Annotated in this window: 20 protein-coding genes and 1 pseudogene; 4 read left to right on the top strand and 17 right to left on the bottom strand. The window is 68.0% G+C overall.

The window, feature by feature from the left end; translation table 11 throughout:
• Positions 1-17: 17 nt before the first annotated feature.
• From AC56LU_RS00105 to AC56LU_RS00090, 4 genes are read right to left on the bottom strand one after another with little or no spacing between them, the layout of a single operon-like run.
• Positions 18-410, bottom strand: a complete 393-nt coding sequence (locus AC56LU_RS00105) for a RidA family protein (RefSeq protein WP_497174193.1) — start codon at positions 408-410, stop codon at positions 18-20.
• On the bottom strand, positions 410-1576 hold the full coding sequence (locus AC56LU_RS00100) for an acyl-CoA dehydrogenase family protein (protein WP_497173556.1): 1167 nt from the start codon (positions 1574-1576) through the stop codon (positions 410-412). Before AC56LU_RS00100 ends, AC56LU_RS00105 begins: the two co-directional genes overlap by 1 nt.
• 1 nt (position 1577) lies before the next feature.
• Positions 1578-2432, bottom strand: a complete 855-nt coding sequence (locus tag AC56LU_RS00095; RefSeq protein ID WP_497173555.1) for an enoyl-CoA hydratase family protein — start codon at positions 2430-2432, stop codon at positions 1578-1580.
• Positions 2433-2462: 30 nt separating this feature from the next.
• On the bottom strand, positions 2463-4847 hold the full coding sequence (locus AC56LU_RS00090; protein ID WP_497173554.1) for a bifunctional salicylyl-CoA 5-hydroxylase/oxidoreductase: 2385 nt from the start codon (positions 4845-4847) through the stop codon (positions 2463-2465).
• Between the two features lie 198 nt (positions 4848-5045).
• Here AC56LU_RS00090 and AC56LU_RS00085 point away from each other — a divergent pair, with 198 nt between their 5' ends.
• The 3 genes from AC56LU_RS00085 (at position 5046) to AC56LU_RS00075 (ending at position 9638) form a co-directional block, all read left to right on the top strand.
• Positions 5046-7271, top strand: a complete 2226-nt coding sequence (locus AC56LU_RS00085) for a hybrid sensor histidine kinase/response regulator (RefSeq protein ID WP_497173553.1) — start codon at positions 5046-5048, stop codon at positions 7269-7271.
• Between the two features lie 88 nt (positions 7272-7359).
• On the top strand, positions 7360-8553 hold the full coding sequence (locus AC56LU_RS00080; protein ID WP_497173552.1) for a DNA topoisomerase IB: 1194 nt from the start codon (positions 7360-7362) through the stop codon (positions 8551-8553).
• Between the two features lie 20 nt (positions 8554-8573).
• The gene (locus AC56LU_RS00075; protein ID WP_497173551.1) at positions 8574-9638 is read left to right on the top strand and encodes an L-dopachrome tautomerase-related protein; all 1065 of its coding nucleotides are present in this window, start codon (positions 8574-8576) and stop codon (positions 9636-9638) included.
• A 2-nt stretch (positions 9639-9640) separates the two neighbouring features.
• On the opposite strand, the gene AC56LU_RS00070 is transcribed toward AC56LU_RS00075, so the two are convergent.
• Positions 9641-10057: a DUF4019 domain-containing protein gene (locus AC56LU_RS00070; RefSeq protein ID WP_497173550.1), complete on the bottom strand. Its 417-nt coding sequence runs from the start codon at positions 10055-10057 to the stop codon at positions 9641-9643.
• A gap of 84 nt (positions 10058-10141) precedes the next feature.
• Positions 10142-10891: a GAF domain-containing protein gene (locus tag AC56LU_RS00065; protein ID WP_497173549.1), complete on the bottom strand. Its 750-nt coding sequence runs from the start codon at positions 10889-10891 to the stop codon at positions 10142-10144.
• Between the two features lie 202 nt (positions 10892-11093).
• Between AC56LU_RS00065 and AC56LU_RS00060 the strand changes: the two genes are divergently transcribed.
• Entirely contained in the window at positions 11094-12680 is a 1587-nt protein-coding gene (locus tag AC56LU_RS00060; protein WP_497173548.1) for a methyl-accepting chemotaxis protein, read from the top strand.
• 11 nt (positions 12681-12691) lie between these two features.
• On the opposite strand, the gene pncB is transcribed toward AC56LU_RS00060, so the two are convergent.
• The 11 genes and pseudogenes from pncB to AC56LU_RS00005 all read right to left on the bottom strand — a co-directional run.
• Positions 12692-13885, bottom strand: coding sequence for a nicotinate phosphoribosyltransferase (pncB, locus tag AC56LU_RS00055; protein WP_497173547.1), 1194 nt, complete (start codon positions 13883-13885; stop codon positions 12692-12694).
• 9 nt (positions 13886-13894) lie between these two features.
• Positions 13895-14443: an SET domain-containing protein gene (locus AC56LU_RS00050; RefSeq protein WP_497173546.1), complete on the bottom strand. Its 549-nt coding sequence runs from the start codon at positions 14441-14443 to the stop codon at positions 13895-13897.
• Between the two features lie 90 nt (positions 14444-14533).
• Entirely contained in the window at positions 14534-15199 is a 666-nt protein-coding gene (locus AC56LU_RS00045) for a universal stress protein (RefSeq protein ID WP_497173545.1), read from the bottom strand.
• A gap of 33 nt (positions 15200-15232) precedes the next feature.
• Complete coding sequence (locus tag AC56LU_RS00040; protein WP_497173544.1) at positions 15233-15445, bottom strand: hypothetical protein; 213 nt, start codon at positions 15443-15445, stop codon at positions 15233-15235.
• A complete protein-coding gene (locus tag AC56LU_RS00035; protein WP_497173543.1) occupies positions 15432-15947 on the bottom strand; it encodes a GreA/GreB family elongation factor in 516 nt (171 codons plus the stop codon). Before AC56LU_RS00035 ends, AC56LU_RS00040 begins: the two co-directional genes overlap by 14 nt.
• A 160-nt stretch (positions 15948-16107) precedes the next feature.
• Complete coding sequence (locus AC56LU_RS00030; protein ID WP_497173542.1) at positions 16108-16311, bottom strand: hypothetical protein; 204 nt, start codon at positions 16309-16311, stop codon at positions 16108-16110.
• Between the two features lie 85 nt (positions 16312-16396).
• Positions 16397-18100: an AMP-binding protein gene (locus AC56LU_RS00025; RefSeq protein ID WP_497173541.1), complete on the bottom strand. Its 1704-nt coding sequence runs from the start codon at positions 18098-18100 to the stop codon at positions 16397-16399.
• A 93-nt stretch (positions 18101-18193) separates the two neighbouring features.
• A complete protein-coding gene (locus AC56LU_RS00020) occupies positions 18194-19870 on the bottom strand; it encodes a 4Fe-4S binding protein (RefSeq protein ID WP_497173540.1) in 1677 nt (558 codons plus the stop codon).
• Positions 19867-20436 carry a DUF3306 domain-containing protein gene (locus AC56LU_RS00015; RefSeq protein ID WP_497173539.1) on the bottom strand — a complete coding sequence of 190 codons (570 nt, stop codon included), beginning with the start codon at positions 20434-20436 and terminating at the stop codon, positions 19867-19869. The genes AC56LU_RS00020 and AC56LU_RS00015 overlap by 4 nt, the downstream gene beginning before the upstream one ends.
• 11 nt (positions 20437-20447) lie before the next feature.
• Positions 20448-20894, bottom strand: a complete 447-nt coding sequence (locus tag AC56LU_RS00010) for a DUF3305 domain-containing protein (RefSeq protein ID WP_497173538.1) — start codon at positions 20892-20894, stop codon at positions 20448-20450.
• A pseudogene (locus tag AC56LU_RS00005) lies at positions 20891-21162 on the bottom strand (hypothetical protein); the annotation flags it as partial. The pseudogene AC56LU_RS00005 and the gene AC56LU_RS00010, both read right to left, overlap by 4 nt.

Here is a 21162-nt window from a genome sequence, read left to right as displayed (position 1 = left end):
CTCAGACGGGCTTGGGTTCAATCCGGCACCACGGCCGTGACCTCGATCTCGACCCGCGCCCGCTCCTCCATCAGCGCCGCCACCTGCACCGCGCTCATGGCCGGAAAATTGCGGCCGATGACGTCGCGGTAGGCGGCGCCCAGCGCGGCGCCCGCGTCGAGGTATTCGCGCCGGTCGAGCACGTACCAGGTCATGCGCACGATGTGCTCCGGCCCGGCGCCCGCTTCGCGCAAAACGGTGACCACGTTCTCAAGCGCCTGGCGCGCCTGGCCGACGAAGTCATCGGTCTGGAAGCGGCCCTCGGCATCCCAGCCGATCATGCCGCTCACGTAGACCTGGCGCCCGCGCGCCACCATCCCGTTCGCATAGCCTTTCGGGCGCACCCAGCCCGGCGGTTGCAGAATCTCGATCATGCGGCCTCCCCGGCAAGCAGTTCGCGCGCGATGATGAGCAGCTGGACTTCGCTCGCGCCTTCGTAGATGCGCAGTGCGCGGATTTCGCGGTACAGTGTCTCGACCGTTTCGCCGCTGACCACGCCCTGCCCGCCAAACATCTGGACGGCCGCGTCGATCACCTGTTGCGCGGTCTCGGTCGCGGTCAGCTTGGCCATCGCGGCTTCTTTCGTCACGCGCTTGCCCCCGTCGCGCATCCAGGCCGCACGGTAGGTCAGCAGCGCCGCGGCATCGATGCCGGTCGCCATGTGCGCCAGCTTGGCCTGGGTCAGCTGGAAGTCGGCCAGGGTCTTGCCGAACATGGCCCGCGCGCGCGCGCGCGTGAGGGCTTCGTCCAGGGCGCGCCGTGCGAAGCCGAGGCTGGCCGCCGCCACCGAGGTGCGGAACACGTCGAGGGTGGCCATCGCCACCTTGAAGCCCTGGCCTTCGGCGCCGATGCGGTTGGCCGCCGGCACCCGGCAGCCGTCGAAGCGCAGGCGCGCCAGCGGGTGCGGGGCGATCACGTCGATGCGCTCGGCGATCTCGAAACCGGGCGTGCCGGCTTCGACGATGAAGGCGGAAATGCCCTTCGATCCGCGCCCGCCCTCGCCGCCGCCATCGCCCGTGCGGGCAAAGACCACATAGAAGTCGGCGATGCCGCCGTTCGAGATCCAGGTTTTTTCGCCATCGAGCACATAGCTGTCGCCGTCAAGGCGGGCGGCGCACGCCATCGCCGCCACGTCGGAGCCGGCCTGCGGTTCGGACAAGGCAAAGGCAGCGATGGCCTCGCCGCTTGCCACGCGCGGCAACCAGGTTTGCTGCTGCACTTCGCTTCCGAACAGCGAAATCGCGCCACTGCCCAGGCCCTGCATCGCGAAGGCGAAATCCGCCAGGCCGGCGTGACGCGCCAGCGTCTCGCGGATCAGGCAGATCGCGCGGGTGTCGATCGGCTTGTCCGCGCCGCCGATGGCGTGGCGCAGCCACCCGCCGCGGCCCAGGTCGGCAACCAGCGCGCGGCAGGCGGCGTCGACGTCCTTCCCATGCGCGTAAGTCAGGTGTTCGCCGGCCCAGGCATCGAGTTCCAGGGCCAGCGCGCGGTGGCGCGGCTCCAGGAAGGGCCAGTCGAGGTAGTCGCGGTCGGCCATGTCAGTCCCCCTCGAAGCGCGGCGTGTCCTTGGCCACGAAGGCGTGGTAGGCGCGGTGGAAGTCGTTGGTGGCCATGCAGATCGCCTGCGCCTGGGCTTCGGCCTCGATGGCTTCGTCCACGCCCATATTCCACTCCTGCTGCAGCATCTTCTTGGTCATGCCGTGGGCGAAGGTCGGGCCATTCGCCAGCTGCGCCGCAAAGACCTGCGCGTCCGCCAGCACCGCGTCCGGCTCGCAAAGGCGGTTGAAGAAGCCCCAGCGCTCGGCTTCCTCGCCGCGCAGAACGCGGCCGGTGTAGAGCAACTCGGCCGCCCGGCCCTGGCCGATCACGCGCGGCAGCAGCGCGCAGGCGCCCATGTCGCAGCCGGCCAGGCCGACCCGGGTGAACAGGAAGGCGGTCTTGCTGCGTGCGGTGCCGTAGCGGATGTCGGAGGACAGCGCCAGGATCGCGCCGGCGCCGGCGCATACGCCGTCCACGGCGGCCACGATGGGCTGCGGGCAGGCGCGCATCGCCTTCACCAGGTCGCCCGTCATGCGGGTAAAGGCCAGCAGGCCGGGCATGTCGAGTTTTGTGAGCGGCCCGATGATTTCGTGCACGTCGCCGCCCGAGCAGAAATTTTCGCCGGTGCCGCCGATGATGACGGCCTTGACGTCGTCGGCATAGGCCAAGGCGCGGAACAGGTCCCGCAGCTCGGCGTAGGATTCGAAGGTGAGCGGATTCTTGCGCTCGGGACGGTTGAGAAGAATAGTCGCGACCCGGTCTTGCACGGTGAACTGGAAATGGGTGGCCTGGTAGCCGGCAAGGGTGGCGCGGCTGCCCGGCAGCCGGTGCGCGTCGCCCGGTAAGTAGTGCATGCGGTGACTCCTGATCCTGATAAGTTAAGTTCAGCCTTCGAGCAGGCGCGCGGCCAGCTGCTGCGGTGTCAAACCACTGCCAGCCGCCTGCATCTGGCGCTCGCGTTCGAGGTTGCGCTCCAGCTGCAGCTTGCCGGGCCGGTACTGGCGTGGCCAGCCGGCGCCCGTGTAGCCGATGCGCGCTGCCTCGATCAGGGTCCAGCTTGGGTTGGCCAGGTGCGGCCGCGCCACGGCGCACAGGTCGGCGCGGCCCGCCGAGACAATGCCGTTGACATGGTCGGCCGCGTAGATCGAGCCCACGGCGATGGTCGGGATCCCGGCTTCGTTGCGGATGCGGTCGGCGAACGGGGTCTGGAACATGCGCCCGTACACCGGCGCCTCGCTCTTGCTGACCTGGCCGGAAGAACAATCGATCATGTCGGCCCCGGCCTGCTTGAACAGGCGCGCGATCGCCACCGCATCATCCGGGGTGATGCCGCCCTCGACCCAGTCGTGGGCCGACAGGCGCACGCTGATCGGCCGCTCGTCCGGCCACACGGCGCGGATCGCGGCGAACACCTCGAGCGGATAGCGGCAGCGGTTCTCCAGGCTGCCGCCGTAGGCGTCCAGGCGGCGGTTGGTCAGCGGCGAAATGAAGCTCGACAGCAGGTAGCCGTGCGCGCAGTGCAGCTCCAGCCAGTCGAAGCCGGCCTGCGCGGCCGCCTCGGTAGCGCGGACGAAATCTCCCTTGATGCGTTCCAGGTCGGCAGGCAGAGCTTCGCGCGCCACTTGCGACACGCCGGCCAGGTATTGCTGGGCCGAAGCCGAGACCAGCGGCCAGTTGCCGTCGACGAGCGGCAGGTCGATCCCGTCCCACATCGGCCGGGTCGAGCCCTTGGCGCCGGCGTGGCCCAGCTGCACGCCGATCCTGGCGTCGCTGTTTGCATGGACGAAGTCGACGATGCGGCGCCAGGCGGCCGTATGCGCGGGCGTGTACAGGCCCGGGCAGCCCGGCGTGATGCGCGCATCGGCCGAGACGCAGGTCATCTCGGCCATCACCAGGGCCGCGCCGCCGAGCGCGCGGGCGCCCAGGTGGGCCAGGTGGAAGTCTCCGACCGTACCGTCCATTGCCGAATACTGGGCCATGGGCGAGACGATGACGCGGTTCTTGAGCAGCACGCCGCGGATTTTATAGGGCGTGAACATCGGCGGGGCCGCCTCTTGCGGCACGGGAACGCCTGCCTGCTCGGCCGCGCGTTCGGCAAACCAGCGCTCGAACCCGCCGACATAATCCGGGTCGCGCAGGCGCAGGTTTTCGTGCGACAGGCGCTGGCTGCGCGTCAGCAGCGAGTACGCGAACTGCTCGGCCTCCATCGCCGTGTAGCGCCGCACGTTCTCGAACCATTCCATCGAATTGCGCGCGGCGCTCTGCAGCTTGAGCACCTCGATGCGGCGCACGTCCTCGTACGCGGCCAGGGCTTGCTCCAGGCCGGCCGCCGGGTCGTCGAGGCAGCGCGCCAGCTCGATCGCATCTTCCAGCGCCAGCTTGGTACCGGAGCCGATCGAGAAGTGGGCGGTGTGCGCCGCGTCGCCCATCAGGACGATCGGCACGCGGCGCCCGTCGACCTGCTCGACATGCACCCACTGGCGGCAGGCGATGCGCGGGAAGCGGATCCACATGCTGGAGCCGCGCAGGTGTCCCGCGTTGGCCATCAGCGGCTGGCCGTCGAGGTAGCGCGCGAACAGGCGCTCGCAGAAGCCCAGCGCTTCCTGCTGGTCCATCGCTTCCAGCCCCGCCGCCTGCCAGGTTTCTTCCGGCGTTTCGATGATGAAGGTCGAGGTCTCGCCGTCGTACTGGTAGGCGTGGGCCTGGAACCAGCCGTGTTCGGTCTCTTCGAAGGCGAACGTAAAAGCGTCGAAGCGCTTGCGGGTGCCGAGCCAGACGAAGCGGCAGTGGCGGCGCTCGACCTCGGGCTGGAACACATCGGCATGGCGGCTGCGCACGGCACTGTTGACGCCGTCGCAGGCCACCAACAGGTCGGCATCGTAGGCGCGCGCCAGGGCCGCTTCGTCGCGCACCTCGTGTTCGAATTCCAGGCGCACGCCAAGCCCGGCGCCACGCTCCTGCAGGATGTTCAGCAGGCGCCTGCGGCCGATGCCGCAGAAGCCATGCCCGCCGGAGGTGACGGTGCGCCCCTTGAAATGGACGTCGATCGCATCCCAGTGGTTGAACGACTGCAGGATGGCGCGTGCGCTCTCTTCGTCGGCGCCGGCCAGGTGGCCGAGGGTCTGGTCGGAAAACACGACACCCCAGCCGAAGGTGTCGCTGGCGCGGTTGCGCTCGACGACGGTGACGGCGTAATCCGGATGGCGTTTCTTCATCAGGAGTCCGAAGTACAGGCCCGCCGGACCGCCGCCCACGCACACGATGTTCATTCCCGCTCCCAGTCCGCATTGCCGATATGTTGCCGATATCTTACATGGCCAGATGCTTTAGGTGTCAAGCATTGTCGGGCGCCGCGCTGCTGTGCGTCCGGGGCGATGGTATTTCGATACAATTTAGTACAATGTGGAAACGTTTGCACCGCACCGGTGCACCGCCCCACTGCGAATCTTGCCGACGACTGATCATTGATGAATCCATTGCTCCAGCGCCTACGCCTGAACAGCCTGCGCAGCCGCCTGATGCTGCTGGTTGCGCTGGCGATCACGCCAATCGCCGTGATGACGGTCCTGGGCGACGTTCGCGAGCGCGAGGCCGCGATCCGCGCCTCCGAAGAAAACCTGCAGCGCCTGACCGGCATGGCCGCCGCCAACGAGGCGCAGTCGCTCGAGCGCGCACGACAGATCCTGGTCGACCTGGTCAGCGTGCGCGACCTGATGGGCCCGGCCGACCGCTGCAATGCCCTGCTGGCCGATGTCCTTGACCGCAACGAAGGCTATGTCAACTTCGGACTGATCCAGCTCGACGGCGATGTCAGCTGCAGCGCCGTGCCGATGCTGCACCCGGTGAACCTGGGCGACCGCCGCCACTTCCGGCGCGCCATCGCCGAGCGCCGCTTCATCGCCGGCGACTATGTGTTCGGCCGGGTGATCCGGCGCCACACGATCAACCTCACCTATCCTGTCACCGACCGCAGCGGCCGGGTGGCGGCCGTGGTGTTCTCGGCGATGGACCTGGCCGGGCTGGATACTTTCGTGAACGAGATCAACCTGCCGCTCGGCTCGATCCTGGAGACGGCCGATTCGAACGGTCAGCTCATCTCGCGCCGCCCCGACCCCGAGCGCTGGTTCGGCAAGAAGATCAGCCCCGCCCTGCTGGCCGCCATGCGCGACCCGGCGCAGCGCCCGGTGCTGCTGCGCGGCGAGGACGGCATCGAACGGCTGCATGCCTTCGCGCGCGTGGGCGGTCCTTCGCTGTCGGAATACACGGTGACGATCGGCGTGCCGGTGGAGACCATTACCGCGGCGGCGCGCGAGGCCCAGCTGATGTCGCTGATGGGCCTGGCGGCGACCACCATGCTGGCGATGCTGGCCGCCTGGCTGGCCGGCGACATCCTGATCGTGCAGCGGGTGCGCAAGCTGATGGATACCGCGCGCCGCATCGCCGCCGGCGAGCTGCAGGCGCGTTCCGGCATCAGCCACGGCAACGAGGAAATCGGCCGCCTGGCCGCCGCCCTCGACGAGATGGCCGCCGCGCTGGAGGCCAAGGAAGCGGCGCGCAGCCAGGCCGAGCGCGAGCTGCGCGCGGCCGACCAGCGCAAGGACGAGTTCCTGGCGATGCTGGCGCATGAGCTGCGCAATCCGCTGGCGCCGATCAGCACCGGCGCCCACCTGCTCAAGCTGCTGCACTCGGACAACGCCCAGATCACCCAGACCTGCGCCATCATCGCGCGCCAGGTCGAGCACATGACGAGCCTGGTGGACGACCTGCTGGACGTCTCGCGCGTCACGCGCGGCCTGGTGTCGATCTCGAGCCAGGTGCTGGACCTGCGCAAGGTGGTGGACGATGCGGCCGAACAGATCCGCCCCCTGATCACGGCGCGCCGCCACAAGGTGGTGCTCGACCTGCCGGCCGAAGCGGCCCAGGTCAAGGGCGACCACAAGCGCCTGGTGCAGGTGGTCGCCAACCTTCTGGGCAATGCCACCAAGTACACACCCGAGGGCGGCCACATCGGGCTGGCGCTGACCCTGGACGGCGACAACTATTTGCTGAGCATCAGCGACGACGGCATCGGCATGGAGCCGGGGCTGGTCGGGCGTGTGTTCGACCTGTTCACCCAGGCCGAGCGCACCCCGGACCGCTCGCAGGGCGGACTTGGCCTGGGCCTGGCGCTGGCGCGCAGCCTGGTCGAGCTGCACGGCGGCAGCGTCAGCGCCGCCAGCCCGGGGCTCGGCAAGGGCAGCACCTTCACGGTGCGCCTGCCGCGCTTCGAGCACGAGGCCGAGTCGCCCATGGCGGAAGCGGTACGCCATGCCGCATCGGCGCAGGCGCCGCTGCGCGTACTGGTGGTGGACGACAACCTCGACGCCGCCCACACCCTCAACCTGTTCCTGGCCGCAAGCGGCCACCGGGTCGAGATTGCCTACAACGCCCTCGACGCGATCGAGGTGGCCAAGGTGTTTTCGCCCCAGGTCTGCCTGCTCGACATCGGCCTGCCCGACCTGGACGGCAACGAACTGGCGCGCCGCCTGCGCCAGCTTTCCCAGACCGCCGATGCGACCCTGATCGCCGCCACCGGCTACGGCCGCCAGCAAGACCGCGATGCCGCGCGCGAGGCCGGCTTCGACCACTACATGGTCAAGCCGGTCAATACGGTGCAGCTGAGCGAGTTGCTGGCCTCGGCAGGCAAGGCCTAGGGAAGCTGTGCCGAACGTTAGCTTCCGCACGGCGCCCGCGTCCGGTTCGGCGTAGGATCGGGCCTCCAGATTGGAGGAAAGCCCGACCATGCACAGCGAAGCAAACGGCAGCGCCGACAACCCCCTCAGCGATCCACCCCGCGCCGCCAGGGCCGCCGGCCTGCGGTATGTCCTCGACGACCGGCCCGGGATCCGGCGCGAACAATCCGGCGACGGTTTCCGCTACCTCGACGCCGGCGGCGACCCGGTCACCGACGAAGCGACCCTGGGACGCATCAAGTCGCTGGCGATCCCGCCGGCCTGGACCGAGGTGTGGATCTGCCCGCAGGCCAATGGTCACCTGCAGGCCACCGGCCGCGACGCCAGGGGCCGCAAGCAGTACCGCTACCACCCGAAGTGGCGCGCCGTGCGCGACGAGGTGAAGTACGAACGCATGCTCAATTTCGGCCAGGCCCTCCCCGGCATCCGCAAGGAAGTCGACCGCGCCCTGTCCCTGCCGGGCCTGCCGCGCGAAAAGGTGCTGGCCACCATCGTCTACCTGCTCGAGGCGACCATGATGCGGGTCGGGAATGAGGAATACGCCCGCACCAACAAGTCGTATGGCCTGACCACGCTGCGCGACCGCCACGTGAAAATCGACGGCAGCCACGTCGAATTCCGCTTCCGCGGCAAAAGCGGCGTCTACCACAAGGTGCAGGTGCACGACCGCCGCCTGGCGCGCATCGTCGCCCGCTCGCGCGACCTGCCCGGACAGGAACTGTTCCAGTACGTGGACGACGCCGGCGAGACCCACAGCATCGATTCGAGCGACGTCAACGACTACCTGCGCGCGGTCACCGGCGAGGACTATACCGCCAAGGATTTCCGCACCTGGTCGGGCACCGTGCTGGCTGCGCTGGCCCTGCAGGAATTCGAGAAATTCGATTCCGAGGCCCAGGCCAAGAAGAACATCGTGCGCGCGATCGAATCGGTGGCCGAGAAGCTCGGCAATACGCCCTCGGTGTGCCGCAAGTGCTACGTGCACCCGGTGGTGCTCGACGCCTACCTCGAAGGGACGGTGCTGGAAGCCCTGCGCGAACGCACCGAGCAGGAACTGAAGGAAGACCTGCACGCCCTGCAGCCGGAAGAGGCCGCAGTGCTGGCGATGCTGCAGCAACGCCTGCGCCACGAACAGGAAGAGGAACAAAAACGGCGGAACGGCCGCGCCACCCAACCCAGGAAGAAGGCGCCGCGTGCGCCGCGCGGCCAGAGCGCCGCAACCGCCATGAGAGGAGCAGCATGAGCAAGGACATGAGCAAAGGTATGAGCAAATTCGCATCATGGACCATCGAACAGGTGGCCGCGTTCGAGCACCAGGTTACCGGCGTGTCGGTATCGGAAGACAATCGCATCTTCGTGAACTTCCCGCGCTGGACCGAGGACACGGCGGTGTCGGTGGCCGAAGTCGGCAAGGACGGCGCGCTGCGCCCCTACCCCGACGCAGGATGGAACGCCTGGCGCAACGCGCGCAAGGATGAACTGCCGCCCGACAAGCACTGGGTCTGCGTGCAGAGCATCGTGGCGGACGGCCGCGGCAGCCTTTGGGTGCTCGACCCGGCGGCGCCGGCGCAGGCCCACCTGGTATCCAACGGGGCCAAGCTGGTGCAGATCGACCTGGCGAGCGACAAGGTGGTGCTTAGCATTGCCTTCGACGAAGCGGCCGCGCCCCAGGGCTCCTACCTGAACGACGTGCGCTTTTCAAACGACGGCCGCTACGCCTTCATCACCGATTCGGGCGTGGTGGGGGCGATTCTGGTAGTGGAGCTGGTTGACGGGAAGACAGTGCGCCTTCTCGACGGCCATCCCTCGACCCAGATGCAGAAGGGCCTGGACGTCAAGGCCGATGGCAAGGTGCTGCGCCGCCCGGACGGGCGCGGCGTCGAGTTCTCGGCGGACGGTATCGCGCTGTCCGACGACGGCCAATGGCTGTACTGGCAGGCGATCAAGGGCGACACCCTGTACCGCATCGCCACCGCCAGCCTGCTGGGTGCGGGCCTGCGGGGCGAGGACATCGGCGGCGAGGTCGAGGAATACGGGAAGAACGGCGTCTCGGACGGCCTGTTGATTCCACGCGGGACCAACAGGATGCTGCTCAGCGCAGTCGAGGACGATGCCGTCAAGGTGCGCGACCTCGACGCCGGCCCCACGGGCAAGCCCGAGGTGCTGGTGCAGGACGCGCGCCTGCGCTGGCCGGACACCTTCACCCAGGGCCCGGACGGCACGGTCTACGTGACCACCTCGCACATCCAGGATTCGGCCTTCTTCAAGCCGGACGCGCCGCCTGCCCTGCCGACCCAGTTGTGGAAGCTGATGGGCGGGACGTTCTAGGTCTACTGGATGTAGTAGCCCGACACCTTCCAGCTGCCGTCGGCCTCGCGCATCGGGGTCACGGTCTCGGTGGCCGTCTTCGCCGCGAATTCGGTCAGGTACTGGACCACGACGTATTCACCCTCGGGGGCACCGGGTAACTTGCGCGTGTACTGGGCGGCGATGAGCTTGCGCGACTTGACCGCGCCAAGCGGCGCCCGGACGGCGCGCATGGCATCAAGCCACTGCTGGCCGGTCACTGCAGCACGGAAGGCAGTGGCGCCCTGGCTCCAGCTGTCGTCGTATTTTGCATCGTCCACCGTCGCCAGCCAGGCCTGCGCGGCCGCGGTGGCGGCCTGCGTCGATGCGAGCGACTCCTGCGCGCTGGCAGGCTGGACGAATGCTGCGATGGCAAGCAGCGCGGCGGCGGCAAATCTCATGGCGTCTCCCGGGTGTGAAATGGACAATATTGTCCAGCATACCGGAACGGCGGCGCGACTTTGTCGCGCATTATTGCATGTGACTTATGCCGCCTTTGCCTGGAACTCCGAAGAGGCGATATCGGCCAGGTCGCACAGGGCCTGCAGCTCGGCCGAGCGCAGGCGGCGCGGCTCGCGGTCGATCACGCACAGGGTGCCCATCGGCAGGCCGGAACGGTCGCGCAGCGGTACCCCGGCATAGAAGCGGATGTGCGGTTCGGCCAGCACCAGCGGGTTCTCGCAGAAGCGCTCGTCGGTGGCGGCGTCTTCGACCATGAAGGGCGCATCCTGCAGGATGGCGTGCGAGCAGAAGGCCCATTCGCGCGGGGTTTCCTGCGGACCCAGGCCGACGCGCGCCTTGAACCACTGGCGGCGGGCGGTCAGCAGCGACACCAGCGCGATCGGCGACGCGGTCACGGTGGCGGCCAGCCGGACGATCCGGTTGAAACGCTCTTCCTGCGGGCTGTCGACCAGCCTGGACGCGGCAAGCGCAGCCAGCCGGCGCGGTTCGTCCGCGATGGTCGGGAAGCTTTCGTTCCCCTGGAGGAGGAATTCGGGATCGGTCGGGGCCTCGACCAGCGTCTCACCGGACAGCGAGCCGGATAGCGGCCCGGCACGGTCCAGCATGGCCTGGATCGTACTTTGACGCGTACGCCGATGGCCCCCCGGGGTTTTCCACGAGGGGATAGCGCCACTTTCCATCCATAGCTGCACGGTGCTGGTGGCAACACCCAGCATGCGCGCTGCGGCACTGGTCGTGAGGATCGGATCCTCGTCGGTAAACTTGCTCTGCATTATCGATCCTGGTTATCGCACGGAGTATACCCGAAATGACGAAATCCCTCATTTAAAAAGTACCTTCTGACGATGAGTTTCCGATATACACAATAAACTCAAATTCAGTTGCTTAAACGAAATTGCCAGAACATAATTGCGCCCAATTTCAGCAAATTTGCTGCCATTCCTATAACTAGACCTCTTACCTCAACAGGCCACCATGCACTTTTTCCCGAACCTGGGCATCGCAACAAGGCTTTACACGGCATTCGCCCTGATCCTTTCGGTCACGTTGATCCTTGCCGGGTTCTCTGTTTCCCGTATCAACAACATCGAGCGCGCGCTGGAGACTGCCGATGCGGTCAGAAACAGCGAACTCGAGCCACTGTACGCCGCGCGTGAAGCCCTGGCCCAGACCGGCATCGCGGCGCGCAATGCCTACATCTTCAAGGACGACACGGCGGCGCGGCGCGAACTGGACCTGGTCGACGCGCGCAAGGCCGAGTATCTCTCCGCCCTCGCCCGTCTCGATCCGGTCCTGCGCGACAACGCGCAGTACGCCAAGGTACGGGCGGGAATGATGAGCATGGCGCGCGAACTGGAACGGCCGCGCAGCTACCGCAACAGCGGCGACCTGGAAGGCTTCGGCAGCTTCCTGGTCGAGGAATGCAGTCCCTTGCGGCGCCGGATCGTGGCCGACATCGACTCCCTGCTGATCGAACTGCAGGCGCGTACCGCCAAGGCAGTGCGCGCAGCCCATGCCGAGGCCTCGGGCACGCGCTACTGGATTACCGGCCTGAGCGCGTTGTCGGTCCTGCTATGCGTGCTGGTGGCGCTGGCGCTGGTGCGCAGCCTGGTGGCCCAACTCGGCGGCGAGCCCGCCTACGCCACCGCCGTGGCGCGCGCCATCGCCGGCGGAGAACTGCACCAGCCGGTCGATACCGCCCGCGCCCGGCCATCCAGCCTGCTGTTCGCGATGAGCGCCATGCGCGACGGCCTGAGCGGCATCGTCAGCAAGGTGCGCGGCGGGACCGAGGCGATCGCGTCGGCCTCGTCCCAGATCGCTTCGGGCAATCTCGATCTCTCGAGCCGCACCGAATCCCAGGCGGCCGCGCTGGCCCAGGTGGCGAGCTCGATGAAGCAGCTGATCGAGTCGGTACGCCAGAATGCCGACTACGCGCAGCAGGCCAGCGACCTGGCCGGCACCGCCTCGAACATCTCGATCAAGGGCGGCGCGGCGGTGGAGGAAGTGGTCACCACGATGCGCCTGATCGACGCGTCGTCGAAAAAGATCGTCGACATCATCGCGGTCATCGACGGCATCGCCTTCCAGACCAATATCCTGGCGCTGAACGCGGCGGTCGAAGCGGCGCGCGCCGGCGACCAGGGGCGCGGCTTTGCCGTGGTGGCGAGTGAAGTGCGCAACCTGGCGCAGCGCTCGGCCGCCGCAGCGAAGGAAATCAAGGCCCTGATCGAAGACTCGGTGAGCAAGGTCGGCATCGGCGCCGTGCTGGTGGGCGAAGCCGGCGAGACGATTCGCCAGGTGGTCGAGGGCGTGCACCGCGTCACCGGCATCATGGGCCACATCAGCAGCGCCACCGGCGCCCAGAGCGCCGACATCGAGCGCGTCGACGCGTCGATCGCGCGTCTCGACGAGATGACGCTGCAGAATGCGGCCCTGGTCGAGGAGGCGGCCGCAGCGGCGCAGTCGCTGCGATCGCAGGCGGCGGAGCTGGCGGCGGTGGTGAACACCTTCCGGCTGGAAGAAACGCCGGCCAAGCCGCAACGCCGGCTGGCGGGCGCATAACGACAGGCGCGTCAGCCCTCGCCGGGGTGGTTGAACACCTGGCGCAGGTAGGCCAGGAAGGTTTCGTCCGTACACATCGACTTGCCCGGCGTATCCGACAGCTTGGCCACCGGCTGCCCGTTGCAGTGGGTGAGCTTCATGACGATGTTCAGCGCCGGGTAAGGCGTGTCGTTGGTGAGCCTGGTGCCGATGCCGAAGCCCAGCATGCTGCGGTCGGCGAAATGCCGGTACAGGCTGAGCGCCTTGGGAACCGTGAGCGCGTCCGAGAACACCATGCGCTTGGTACGCGCATCGATGCGCAGCCGCGCGTAGTGCGCCAGCGCCTTCTCGCCCCACTCCACCGGGTCGCCGGAATCGTGGCGCAGGCCATCGAACAGCTTGGCAAAGTACAGATCGAAATCGCGCAGGAAGGCATCCATGCCGACCACGTCGGTGAGCGCGGTGCCGAGGTCGCCGCGGTATTCCTGTACCCAGTCTTCCAGCGCCGCCTTCTGGAAGTCGCGCAGGCGCACGCCGAAGGCCTGGTAGGCCTGCAGGTATTCGTGCGCCATGGTCCCGATCGGCACCAGATTGTACCGGTGCGCCAGATAGACGTTCGAGGTGCCCTTGAAGAACTGCGGCAGCTCGCGCGCCATCGTCTGCACCACCTCGTCGTGCCACTCGCCGGAGAAACGGCGGCGCACGCCGAAGTCGAAGAATTCGAAGGGTGTGGCGCGCGGCGGTTCCTGTTCGAAGGCGCGCAGCTCGTCGATCTTCTGCGCCAGCCGCCGGCGCGCTTCGACGATCGCCGCATCGTGGTCGAAGCGGCGGAAATACAGTTCGTTGACGATGTAGAGCACGAAGATCTCGAAGCCCATCACGTGCACCAGAGGCCCGGTGGCGCGGATGCGCAGGTGCGGGCCGTCGGTATCGACCTCGATGAACTTGCGCTGGAAGCGAAACAGCGTGAGGAAGTCGGCGAAGTCGCTCTTGATGAAACGCAGGCCGCGCAGGTAGGCGACTTCGTGCTCGAGGAACATCATCGAGCACAGGTGGTCGAGTTCGCGTTCGACCTCGTCCTTCAACTCGGCCAGCGGATAAGCGGGCTGGTTCCGGCACCGGAATTCGTATTCGCCGATCGCGTCCGGGTGGCTGTGCAGCAGCGCCTGCCACATGGTGAACTTGTACAGGTCGGTCTCGAGCAGGCTGCGGACGACGGGCTTCATCGGCTTCTTTCAGGCGGTGGCGGTGTCGCTGTGGCTGGGCTTTGTACTGGACCTTTTACTGCGCTTCTTCGGCGCCAGCATGGTGCCGGTGCAGCCGGGCGTGCCGCAGCGGCAGGCGAACAGCTTCTTGAGCGCCGGCGTGTGACGTTCGTCGTAGATCAGCGCGTAGTTGTAGTTCAGCTCTTCGCCGGGCTCGATGTCGTGCATCGCGTGGATGTAGACCCGCCCTTCGTCCTCGAAGGCTTCGCAGTTGGGCGAGCAGGCATGGTTGATCCAGCGCGCCGCGTTGCCGCGGCTGCCGCCGTCGATCACGCGGCCGTCCGCCAGCGTGAAGTAGAAGGTGTGGTTGATCGGGCCGCCCGCCTCGGCCGCGCGCTGCGTGGCTTCGTCCCAGGTGATGCGCTCGCCCCGGTATTCAATGATGCGCTCTCCAGCGCCGATGCGCCGGAGAGCAAAGACGCCGTTGCCGTGGATGGGAGAGTTCCTGACTTCGTAGGAAGGACCGGAGGCGGCGGCGCCGGATGCTGCCGGGCCTTGTTTGGCTGAACGTGTGGTCATCGGGTTGGCGAGTTGGCGGATGCAGCTGCTATTGTATAGGCGATGACTATTATGTAACGAATCACGCCCGGCGTGCCGCACATTTACCGCTCATCGGCAAACGGCATGCGGCAGCAACAGCAGGTCGCAACGCGTGCGGCGCAGGAGCGTATGCAAGTCCGCCCGCCAGCGCCATTCCCCAAGCATGCCGCCACGCGCAGCGGCCAGCACCAGCACCTCGGGCTGCGCCAGCCCGGCGTGCGCGGCCACCGTCATCGCCCATGGCTGGCGCAGTAGCACGACCCGCATCAGCAGCGCCGCGCGGGCGTTGCCTGCCCGCAGCTGCGCAACGAACCGGTGGCCGGCCGCACGCGCAGCCCGTTCCGTGCTGCGGCGGCAGGCCTCGAGCGTGGCGTCGCCAACGCCCGCCGTACGCATGCTGCCCTCCCCGCCGATGCGGCAGGTGTGCAGCAGGGTCAGGCGCAACTGCGGCAGCGGCGGCAGCGACCGGATCGCTTGGCGCGCGCCTTCCAGCGACGACGGCGACAGGTCGGTCGGGAACAGGGCGTGCCTGTATGGCCCCTGCCTTGGGCCCCGTACCAGCAGCACCGGGCGCCCGCCGGCACGCAGCTGCGCCAGCGCGCGCTTGGCGTTATGGATCACCGGCCAGTACGGGTGCGCTTGCCAGCCGAGTTCCAGCGTTCCAGCTGGAACGCGGCCGGCGGTGCGCGCATGGGAGTCGCCTCCCGCTGCAGTCAGCTCAATGTAGTTCGACACATCATGCCTCCATGAAGTCAGGCCGCAATGAAGTCAGGCCGCCATGGCCACAGCCTCGCCCAGCACGAGCAGGCTGGCCAGCGCCGCCGCCATCGCGGCCGCCATGCTCCCGGTGACCACGCGGCGCCACTGGGCATTGCGCACCAGGACGCGCTTCACCAGGCGCCGCTTGCCGCGCGTCTCCATGCGCTGCCGCACCTGAATGGCCGCGTCCCGCGTCACCGCTTGGGTTTCATTCCGTTTCATTGCATTTCTCCGCTTGCATGATGTGCCCCTGCGGGGCGGATGTGCCGCCCGTTCCGGCTTCATCGCACGGCGGCCGTACCTCGACGATTTCGAGCCGCACGCTGCGTCCGAACGCCAGGTCGATCTCGACCGTGCAGCCTTCGGCATGGCCGAGCAGGCCGATGGCAAGCGGCGTGAGCACCGAAATCCGCGGCAGCATGGCGTGGGCGTCCTGCGGGCAGGCGATGATGACGGCATCGGTATCGGCGCCGTCCGGGAGGCGCCGGTGCACCCCGTCACCGCAGCCGGCGACCCGGTAGCGGACACTGGCGCCGAGCGAAACTCGCGGCGCCGCATCGCCGCAGCCGGGAAGCAGCGCGGACGATCCGGCGACCGCCGCGAGCCGGCGTACGGCGGGGTCGGCGTACTGCGGGTCGGCGTGATGCAGGTGCCCCATGCGTGAGCGCACGAGGCGTGTCAGGACAGCCAGGTCTCGCTGGCTGAGGTAAGTGGTGGTGCACATGGCATGCCTTTCCCAGCCCAATCCACATGGGGGGCTGGCCAACAGGAATGATGGAGTGCCGCGGCACCTGCAATGGCAGGTGCTGCCGCTTCTCGGACGATACGTGTGGATGGGGCTCGGGAGAGTCGGAAGCCGATGGCTTTACCGGCTCTCGCCGAGCTCAGGAAAGGCCGGCGAGATCGCGCGTCGAGCGTTGTGCGAGACGCGCCTGGTAGACGCTCAGTCCGAGCGACAGCGAGGTTTGGGAACAGCGACGGGCGGACGCGAACGTGGATGCACCAGCGACGGCGGGCGCGCAGGCACGCGATGCCTGCGCGCCAGATGCGAAACCGATATCGTCGAAAGAAATGCAGTGCTTGCTCACGTCAGCTCACTCATGCTTGGGTACGCGACCAGTATATACGACCTGGTTTTTTCTGCAACCCGGCCGGGCGTGGCGCCCATGGGCGTCAAGCCGCGAAATCTTCCTCGCGGTATTCCAGGCCCTGGCCGTCGGCCGGCGCCGTGCTGCCCGCGCGCGCGGCTTCTTCCTTGCGCAGTTCGACGCGCCGGATCTTCCCCGAGATGGTCTTGGGCAGCTCGCGGAACTCGATGCGCCGGATGCGCTTGTACGGCGCCAGCCGCTCGCGCGCGAACGCGAACAGCGCGGCCGCCACCTCGCGGCTCGGCGCCACGCCCTGGCGCAACGTGACGAAGGCCTTCGGCACCGACAGCCGCAGCGGGTCGGGGCTCGGCACGATCGCCGCTTCCAGCACGTCCTCGTGCTCGATCAGGACGCTCTCCAGCTCGAAGGGGCTGATGCGGTAGTCCGAGGACTTGAACACGTCGTCATTGCGCCCGATATAGAAGTAGTAGCCGTCCTGGTCCACCATGGCGGTGTCGCCGGTGTGGTAATGGCCGGCGCGCATGACACTGGCGGTCTTTTCCTCGTCGCCCTCGTAGCACATCATTAAGCCCATGGGCGCCGGGTCGAGGATCAGCGCAATCTCGCCTTCCTGCGCCGGCTGGTCGTCGATGTCGAGCAGCGCCACGCGGTAGCCCGGCAGCGGGCGCCCCATCGAACCGGGCTTGAGCGGCTGGCCCGGCGGGTTCCCGATCTGGCAGGTGCTTTCCGACTGGCCGAAACCGTCGCGGATGCGGATGCCCCAGGCCTGTTCCACCTGCTCGATCACTTCCGGATTCAACGGCTCGCCGGCGCCGACCAGTTCGCGCAGCGGCGGGCGCCAGGCGCTCAGGTCTTCCTTGATCATCATGCGCCAGACGGTGGGCGGCGCGCACAGCGAGGTCACGCCGCAGCGCTGGATCGTGTCGAACGCCGCCTTGCTTGAAAAGCGCTCGTAGTTGTAGACGAAGATGCTGGCGCCGGCGTTCCAGGGTGCGAAGAAGCAGCTCCAGGCGTGCTTGGCCCAGCCCGGCGAGGAGATGTTCCAGTGGACGTCGCCCGGCTGCAGGCCGATCCAGTACATGGTCGACAGGTGACCGACCGGATAACTCTGGTGGCTGTGCAGCACCAGCTTGGGCTTGGCCGTGGTGCCCGAGGTGAAATACAGCAGCAGCGGATCGGTGGCGCGGGTCTCGCCCTGCGGGGTGAAGACCGACAGCACGTCGCGGCTGGCGGCGTAATCGTGCCAGCCGTCGAGCTTGCCGCCCTCGGCGCCCCCCACGGCGATGCGGGTGAAGCTGCCCGCCATGCCGTCGAACTTGGAAGCTTCGGAAGCCTGGGCAATGACGTGCTTGACCCGGCCGCGCTCGAGGCGGTCCTGCAGGTCGGCGCCGGAAACCAGCATGGTGGTCGGCACCAGCACGGCGCCGAGCTTGATCCCGGCCAGCATGACCTCCCACAGCTCGACGCGGTTCGGCAGCATCAGCAACACGCGGTCGCCCCGCTTGACGCCGCACAGGCGCAGGTATTCGGCCACCTGGCATGAGCGCGAGGCCATGTCGGCAAACGAGATCTTCTGCTCGGAGCCGTCTTCTTCCACCACCCACAGCGCCGGCGTGTGATTGTCCTTGGCCATCTGGTCGAAATAGTCGAGCCCCCAGTTGAAGGCGTCGAGCTGGGGCGCCCGGTAGTCCCGATAAGCGGTGTCGTAGTCGAGGCGGTGCTGCAGCAGGAAGTCGCGCGCCTGCAGAAAGCGCTGGGTCGGGGTCATGGATGTCTCCTGGTCGCGGGGTGGCATGGCTGCTGTGGCCATTTTGCCATGTTTGTACGGGCTGTTGTAGGGTGGGCGGCGTAGCCGCCCACCCTACGGCCGCTGCAGGGCCGTGATGCGCATCTCGCCCGCCGGCTCCATCATGTCGATCACGCGGCAGTCGCCGCACATGCGCAGGCGGTCGAGGTGGCCGCTGAAGGCAGGGTGCGAGGCCAGGCGCCCGAGCATGTTCTCGACCATCTGCAGTGTTCCGAAGGGCTTGTCGCAGCGGATGCAGTGGAAGGGCTCGGACTCGTTGAGCACCACGGCCTGCTTGCGCGTCTCCAGGAAGGACAGGCGCGGCGCCAGGGTGATGGCGTTTTCCGGGCAGGTAGTGGCGCACAGGCCGCACTGGACGCAGTTCTTTTCGATGAAGCGCAACAGCGGCGCGCCCTGCCCGTCCTGCAGCGCGCCCGCCGGGCAGGCGCCCACGCAGGACATGCACAGGCTGCAGGCCGCCTTGTTCACCTCGATGGCGCCGAAGGGGGCGCCGGGCGGCAGTGCGACTTGTTCCGGCTTGACGGGCGCGTGGCGGTGCAGGTGCTCGAGCGCATAGTCGAGCGTGTTGCGCTTGTCGTTCGCCAGGTGGAACACGGCGGGTTCCGTCGGGACCAGGCCGCGCGGCGCATGGCGCAGCGCCACCGCCAGCTCCTCCAGTCCCGCCGGCGCGTCGGCGCGCAGCAACTGGAAGTGCGGGCCTTCGTAACCGAGGCCGTCCAGCACCGCCTGGGCGATTTCCATCTGCTGGTCGAGGGCGGCGACGTACTGCGGCGCTTCGTCCCCGCTCAAAAGCACCGTGATGCCGGCAGCGCCGTAGGCCACCGCGCCGAACCAGACGTCGATACCGGTCGAGGCCGTGTGCTGCAGCGCCAGCGGAATCACCCGGCCGGGCAGCTTATTGCCAAGCTGTGCCAGCAGCACAGCGCCCTGCTCCGGGTCGTGCAGCAGGAACACCGGCTGCTCGCCGCCCGCCCCGCGATAGGAGCGCAGCGCCGCCTGCATGCGCTTGCCCGTGAGCGCGGCCGGCGGGAAGGCATAGCTGATGGCGCCGGTCGGGCAGACCGTGGAGCAGGCGCCGCAGCCGGCGCACAGGTAGGGGTTGACCTTGATCTTGTCGCCGTCCCCCAGGATCGCCTGGGCCGAGCAGACGTCGATACAGGCGCTGCAGCCCTTCTGGCCATTGCGGCCATGGGCGCAGGTGCGCTCCTTGTAAGAGAAATACTTGGGCTTTTCGAAGTCGCCGACCATCTCGAGCATGGTCTCGACGGCGTCCAGGCGGGCCGCGGCGTCGTAGCCGGGCGCGTAGTAGCCGTGCGGGCGCTGGTGACTGGCAATCAGACGGCTCGGGGCGAGGTCGAGCACCAGGTCGAAGCGCCCCAGCTGCACCGGTTGGCCGGGCGCCTGCCAGCGCGCTTCGAAGGCGCCCAGCCAGCCGGCCACGGCGACCGTGCGCGCCACGTGCACCGGATAGGGCCGCACCGGCATGGTCTCTTGCTGGTCGAGCAGCAGGACGGTGACCGGCAGCGCGCCGGCAATGCGGTCGGCCCAGGGCAAGGCGTTTTCGGCGGAGCCGACCACCAGGGTGCGCCCGCCCGACCGGTAGCTGACCGTGATCGTCGGTTCGAACACGGGGATGGCCTCCAGCGCCGCAACGGCGGCGCTCCTGGCTTGCGCATCGCGCTCGTCCTGGACAGGCTCGATGGGCGGATTATCGGTAAAACGGATGTTCATGCGTTCCCTTGTTGTGTGGACTGCTGCGCCGGCTTGTGCTCCGGTTGGAGCTCCGGCGCCTGCGCGTGCGCTTGTTCGCTGTGCTGCCCTTGCTGCGTTTCCGTTACTTGCGCCTGTGCCGCCGCATCGGCGCTGTCGTTCCGCTCGCCATCCTGCCGCTCGCCGAACAGCCGGTCGAGCACACCGGGCGCGTGCTTGAGCGAGGCCAGCATGGCGGGCGAGAGCGGCGAGGCCTTGTTGTAGTCGCTCATGTACATGTCGAGGCCGTCCATCACATTGAAATGCGGATCGGCGAACAGCTTCTTCAGTGCGAGGCGCTGCACCGATTTGTCGACGCCCTGAGCCACGAAGGCGGAGAAGTCGGCATCAAGCGTGAGCCCGGCCACGTCGTCCACCGTCGGCAGCGGCGCGCGTGGCCTTGCTTCGGAGCGGGCCGTGGGCGCAGGCGCGGGCGCGGGCGGAGCCGGCGCGGGCGGAGCCGGCGGGCGCGGCGCTTCCGCCGGCGCGGCATCGCCGCCGGTGGACTTCAGCCGCGCCCAGCGCCGCAGGAATCCTTCGTCGGACATCCCCGCCCCGCTCATCCGTGCTCGCGGCCGCGCCGCTTTCCAGCCTTGGGCTGGTAATGCTCGCGCAGGTAGCCGGCCACCCACGCATAGACCTCGGCGGGCATGGCGACGCCGTCGGCCTGCTCGCCGGAGTCGAACATGCGCGTGCCCTCGAGGTAGCTGACCGAGGCGCGCACGGGAATGGCCTTGCCCTCCTCCATGCGCCACAGCACGAACACCTTCGACTCGGGCGCCATGCAGTTTTCGTAGTAGCCGTCGTTCTCGTCGGTGTACAGCTCGAGCTCGAGTCCGGAGACCAGGTAGTAGTCGCGCTCGGGACTTTCGCTCAGCACCTGCAGGCGCGGCAGTTCGCCGCGGTCGGGCACCACGCCCACGGCCTCCCAGGCCTCGTCGGCCCAGCGGTGCTGCAGGCTGCGGCGCTGCATGATCACCGCGATCGGCATGCTTCCCATTTTCATTGCTTGTTCGCCGTCTGGGGAGTGCTGGCTTTTTCCGTCGCCGGGGCCGCGCCCTTCCGCACGGACTGCGTCGGCCTTTGCTTGACGTCCTCGCTCGGCGCCACGTTACCCAGCTTCTCGCTCTTGATTGGAACGTTGGCCGCGTTCAAGGCCTCGCGGCTGGTCGGCGCCGCGCCGGTGGCGGGCGCGGCCGCGGCCGTCCCCGGCGCCGCGTTGGCGGGCGCGGCCGCCGGCATGCCGGCGCTGCAGTCGTCGGTGCCGTCGCCGC

The organism is Telluria sp. PB2R4 (assembly GCF_059685695.1).
The sequence above is the reverse complement of the archived record's forward strand: the minus strand, read 5'-3'. Positions and strand labels throughout refer to the sequence as shown.

Coding starts and splice junctions, on each gene's coding strand:
- pncB (WP_497173547.1), bottom strand. CDS start 13,885: ATGAAGCCCGTCGTCCGCAGCCTGCTCGAGACCGACCTGTACAAGTTC.
- AC56LU_RS00040 (WP_497173544.1), bottom strand. CDS start 15,445: ATGAAACGGAATGAAACCCAAGCGGTGACGCGGGACGCGGCCATTCAG.
- AC56LU_RS00025 (WP_497173541.1), bottom strand. CDS start 18,100: ATGACCCCGACCCAGCGCTTTCTGCAGGCGCGCGACTTCCTGCTGCAG.
- AC56LU_RS00095 (WP_497173555.1), bottom strand. CDS start 2,432: ATGCACTACTTACCGGGCGACGCGCACCGGCTGCCGGGCAGCCGCGCC.
- AC56LU_RS00050 (WP_497173546.1), bottom strand. CDS start 14,443: ATGACCACACGTTCAGCCAAACAAGGCCCGGCAGCATCCGGCGCCGCC.
- AC56LU_RS00070 (WP_497173550.1), bottom strand. CDS start 10,057: ATGAGATTTGCCGCCGCCGCGCTGCTTGCCATCGCAGCATTCGTCCAG.
- AC56LU_RS00085 (WP_497173553.1), top strand. CDS start 5,046: ATGAATCCATTGCTCCAGCGCCTACGCCTGAACAGCCTGCGCAGCCGC.
- AC56LU_RS00015 (WP_497173539.1), bottom strand. CDS start 20,436: ATGTCCGACGAAGGATTCCTGCGGCGCTGGGCGCGGCTGAAGTCCACC.
- AC56LU_RS00090 (WP_497173554.1), bottom strand. CDS start 4,847: ATGAACATCGTGTGCGTGGGCGGCGGTCCGGCGGGCCTGTACTTCGGA.
- AC56LU_RS00035 (WP_497173543.1), bottom strand. CDS start 15,947: ATGTGCACCACCACTTACCTCAGCCAGCGAGACCTGGCTGTCCTGACA.
- AC56LU_RS00100 (WP_497173556.1), bottom strand. CDS start 1,576: ATGGCCGACCGCGACTACCTCGACTGGCCCTTCCTGGAGCCGCGCCAC.
- AC56LU_RS00060 (WP_497173548.1), top strand. CDS start 11,094: ATGCACTTTTTCCCGAACCTGGGCATCGCAACAAGGCTTTACACGGCA.
- AC56LU_RS00080 (WP_497173552.1), top strand. CDS start 7,360: ATGCACAGCGAAGCAAACGGCAGCGCCGACAACCCCCTCAGCGATCCA.
- AC56LU_RS00075 (WP_497173551.1), top strand. CDS start 8,574: ATGAGCAAATTCGCATCATGGACCATCGAACAGGTGGCCGCGTTCGAG.
- AC56LU_RS00020 (WP_497173540.1), bottom strand. CDS start 19,870: ATGAACATCCGTTTTACCGATAATCCGCCCATCGAGCCTGTCCAGGAC.
- AC56LU_RS00010 (WP_497173538.1), bottom strand. CDS start 20,894: ATGAAAATGGGAAGCATGCCGATCGCGGTGATCATGCAGCGCCGCAGC.
- AC56LU_RS00065 (WP_497173549.1), bottom strand. CDS start 10,891: ATGCAGAGCAAGTTTACCGACGAGGATCCGATCCTCACGACCAGTGCC.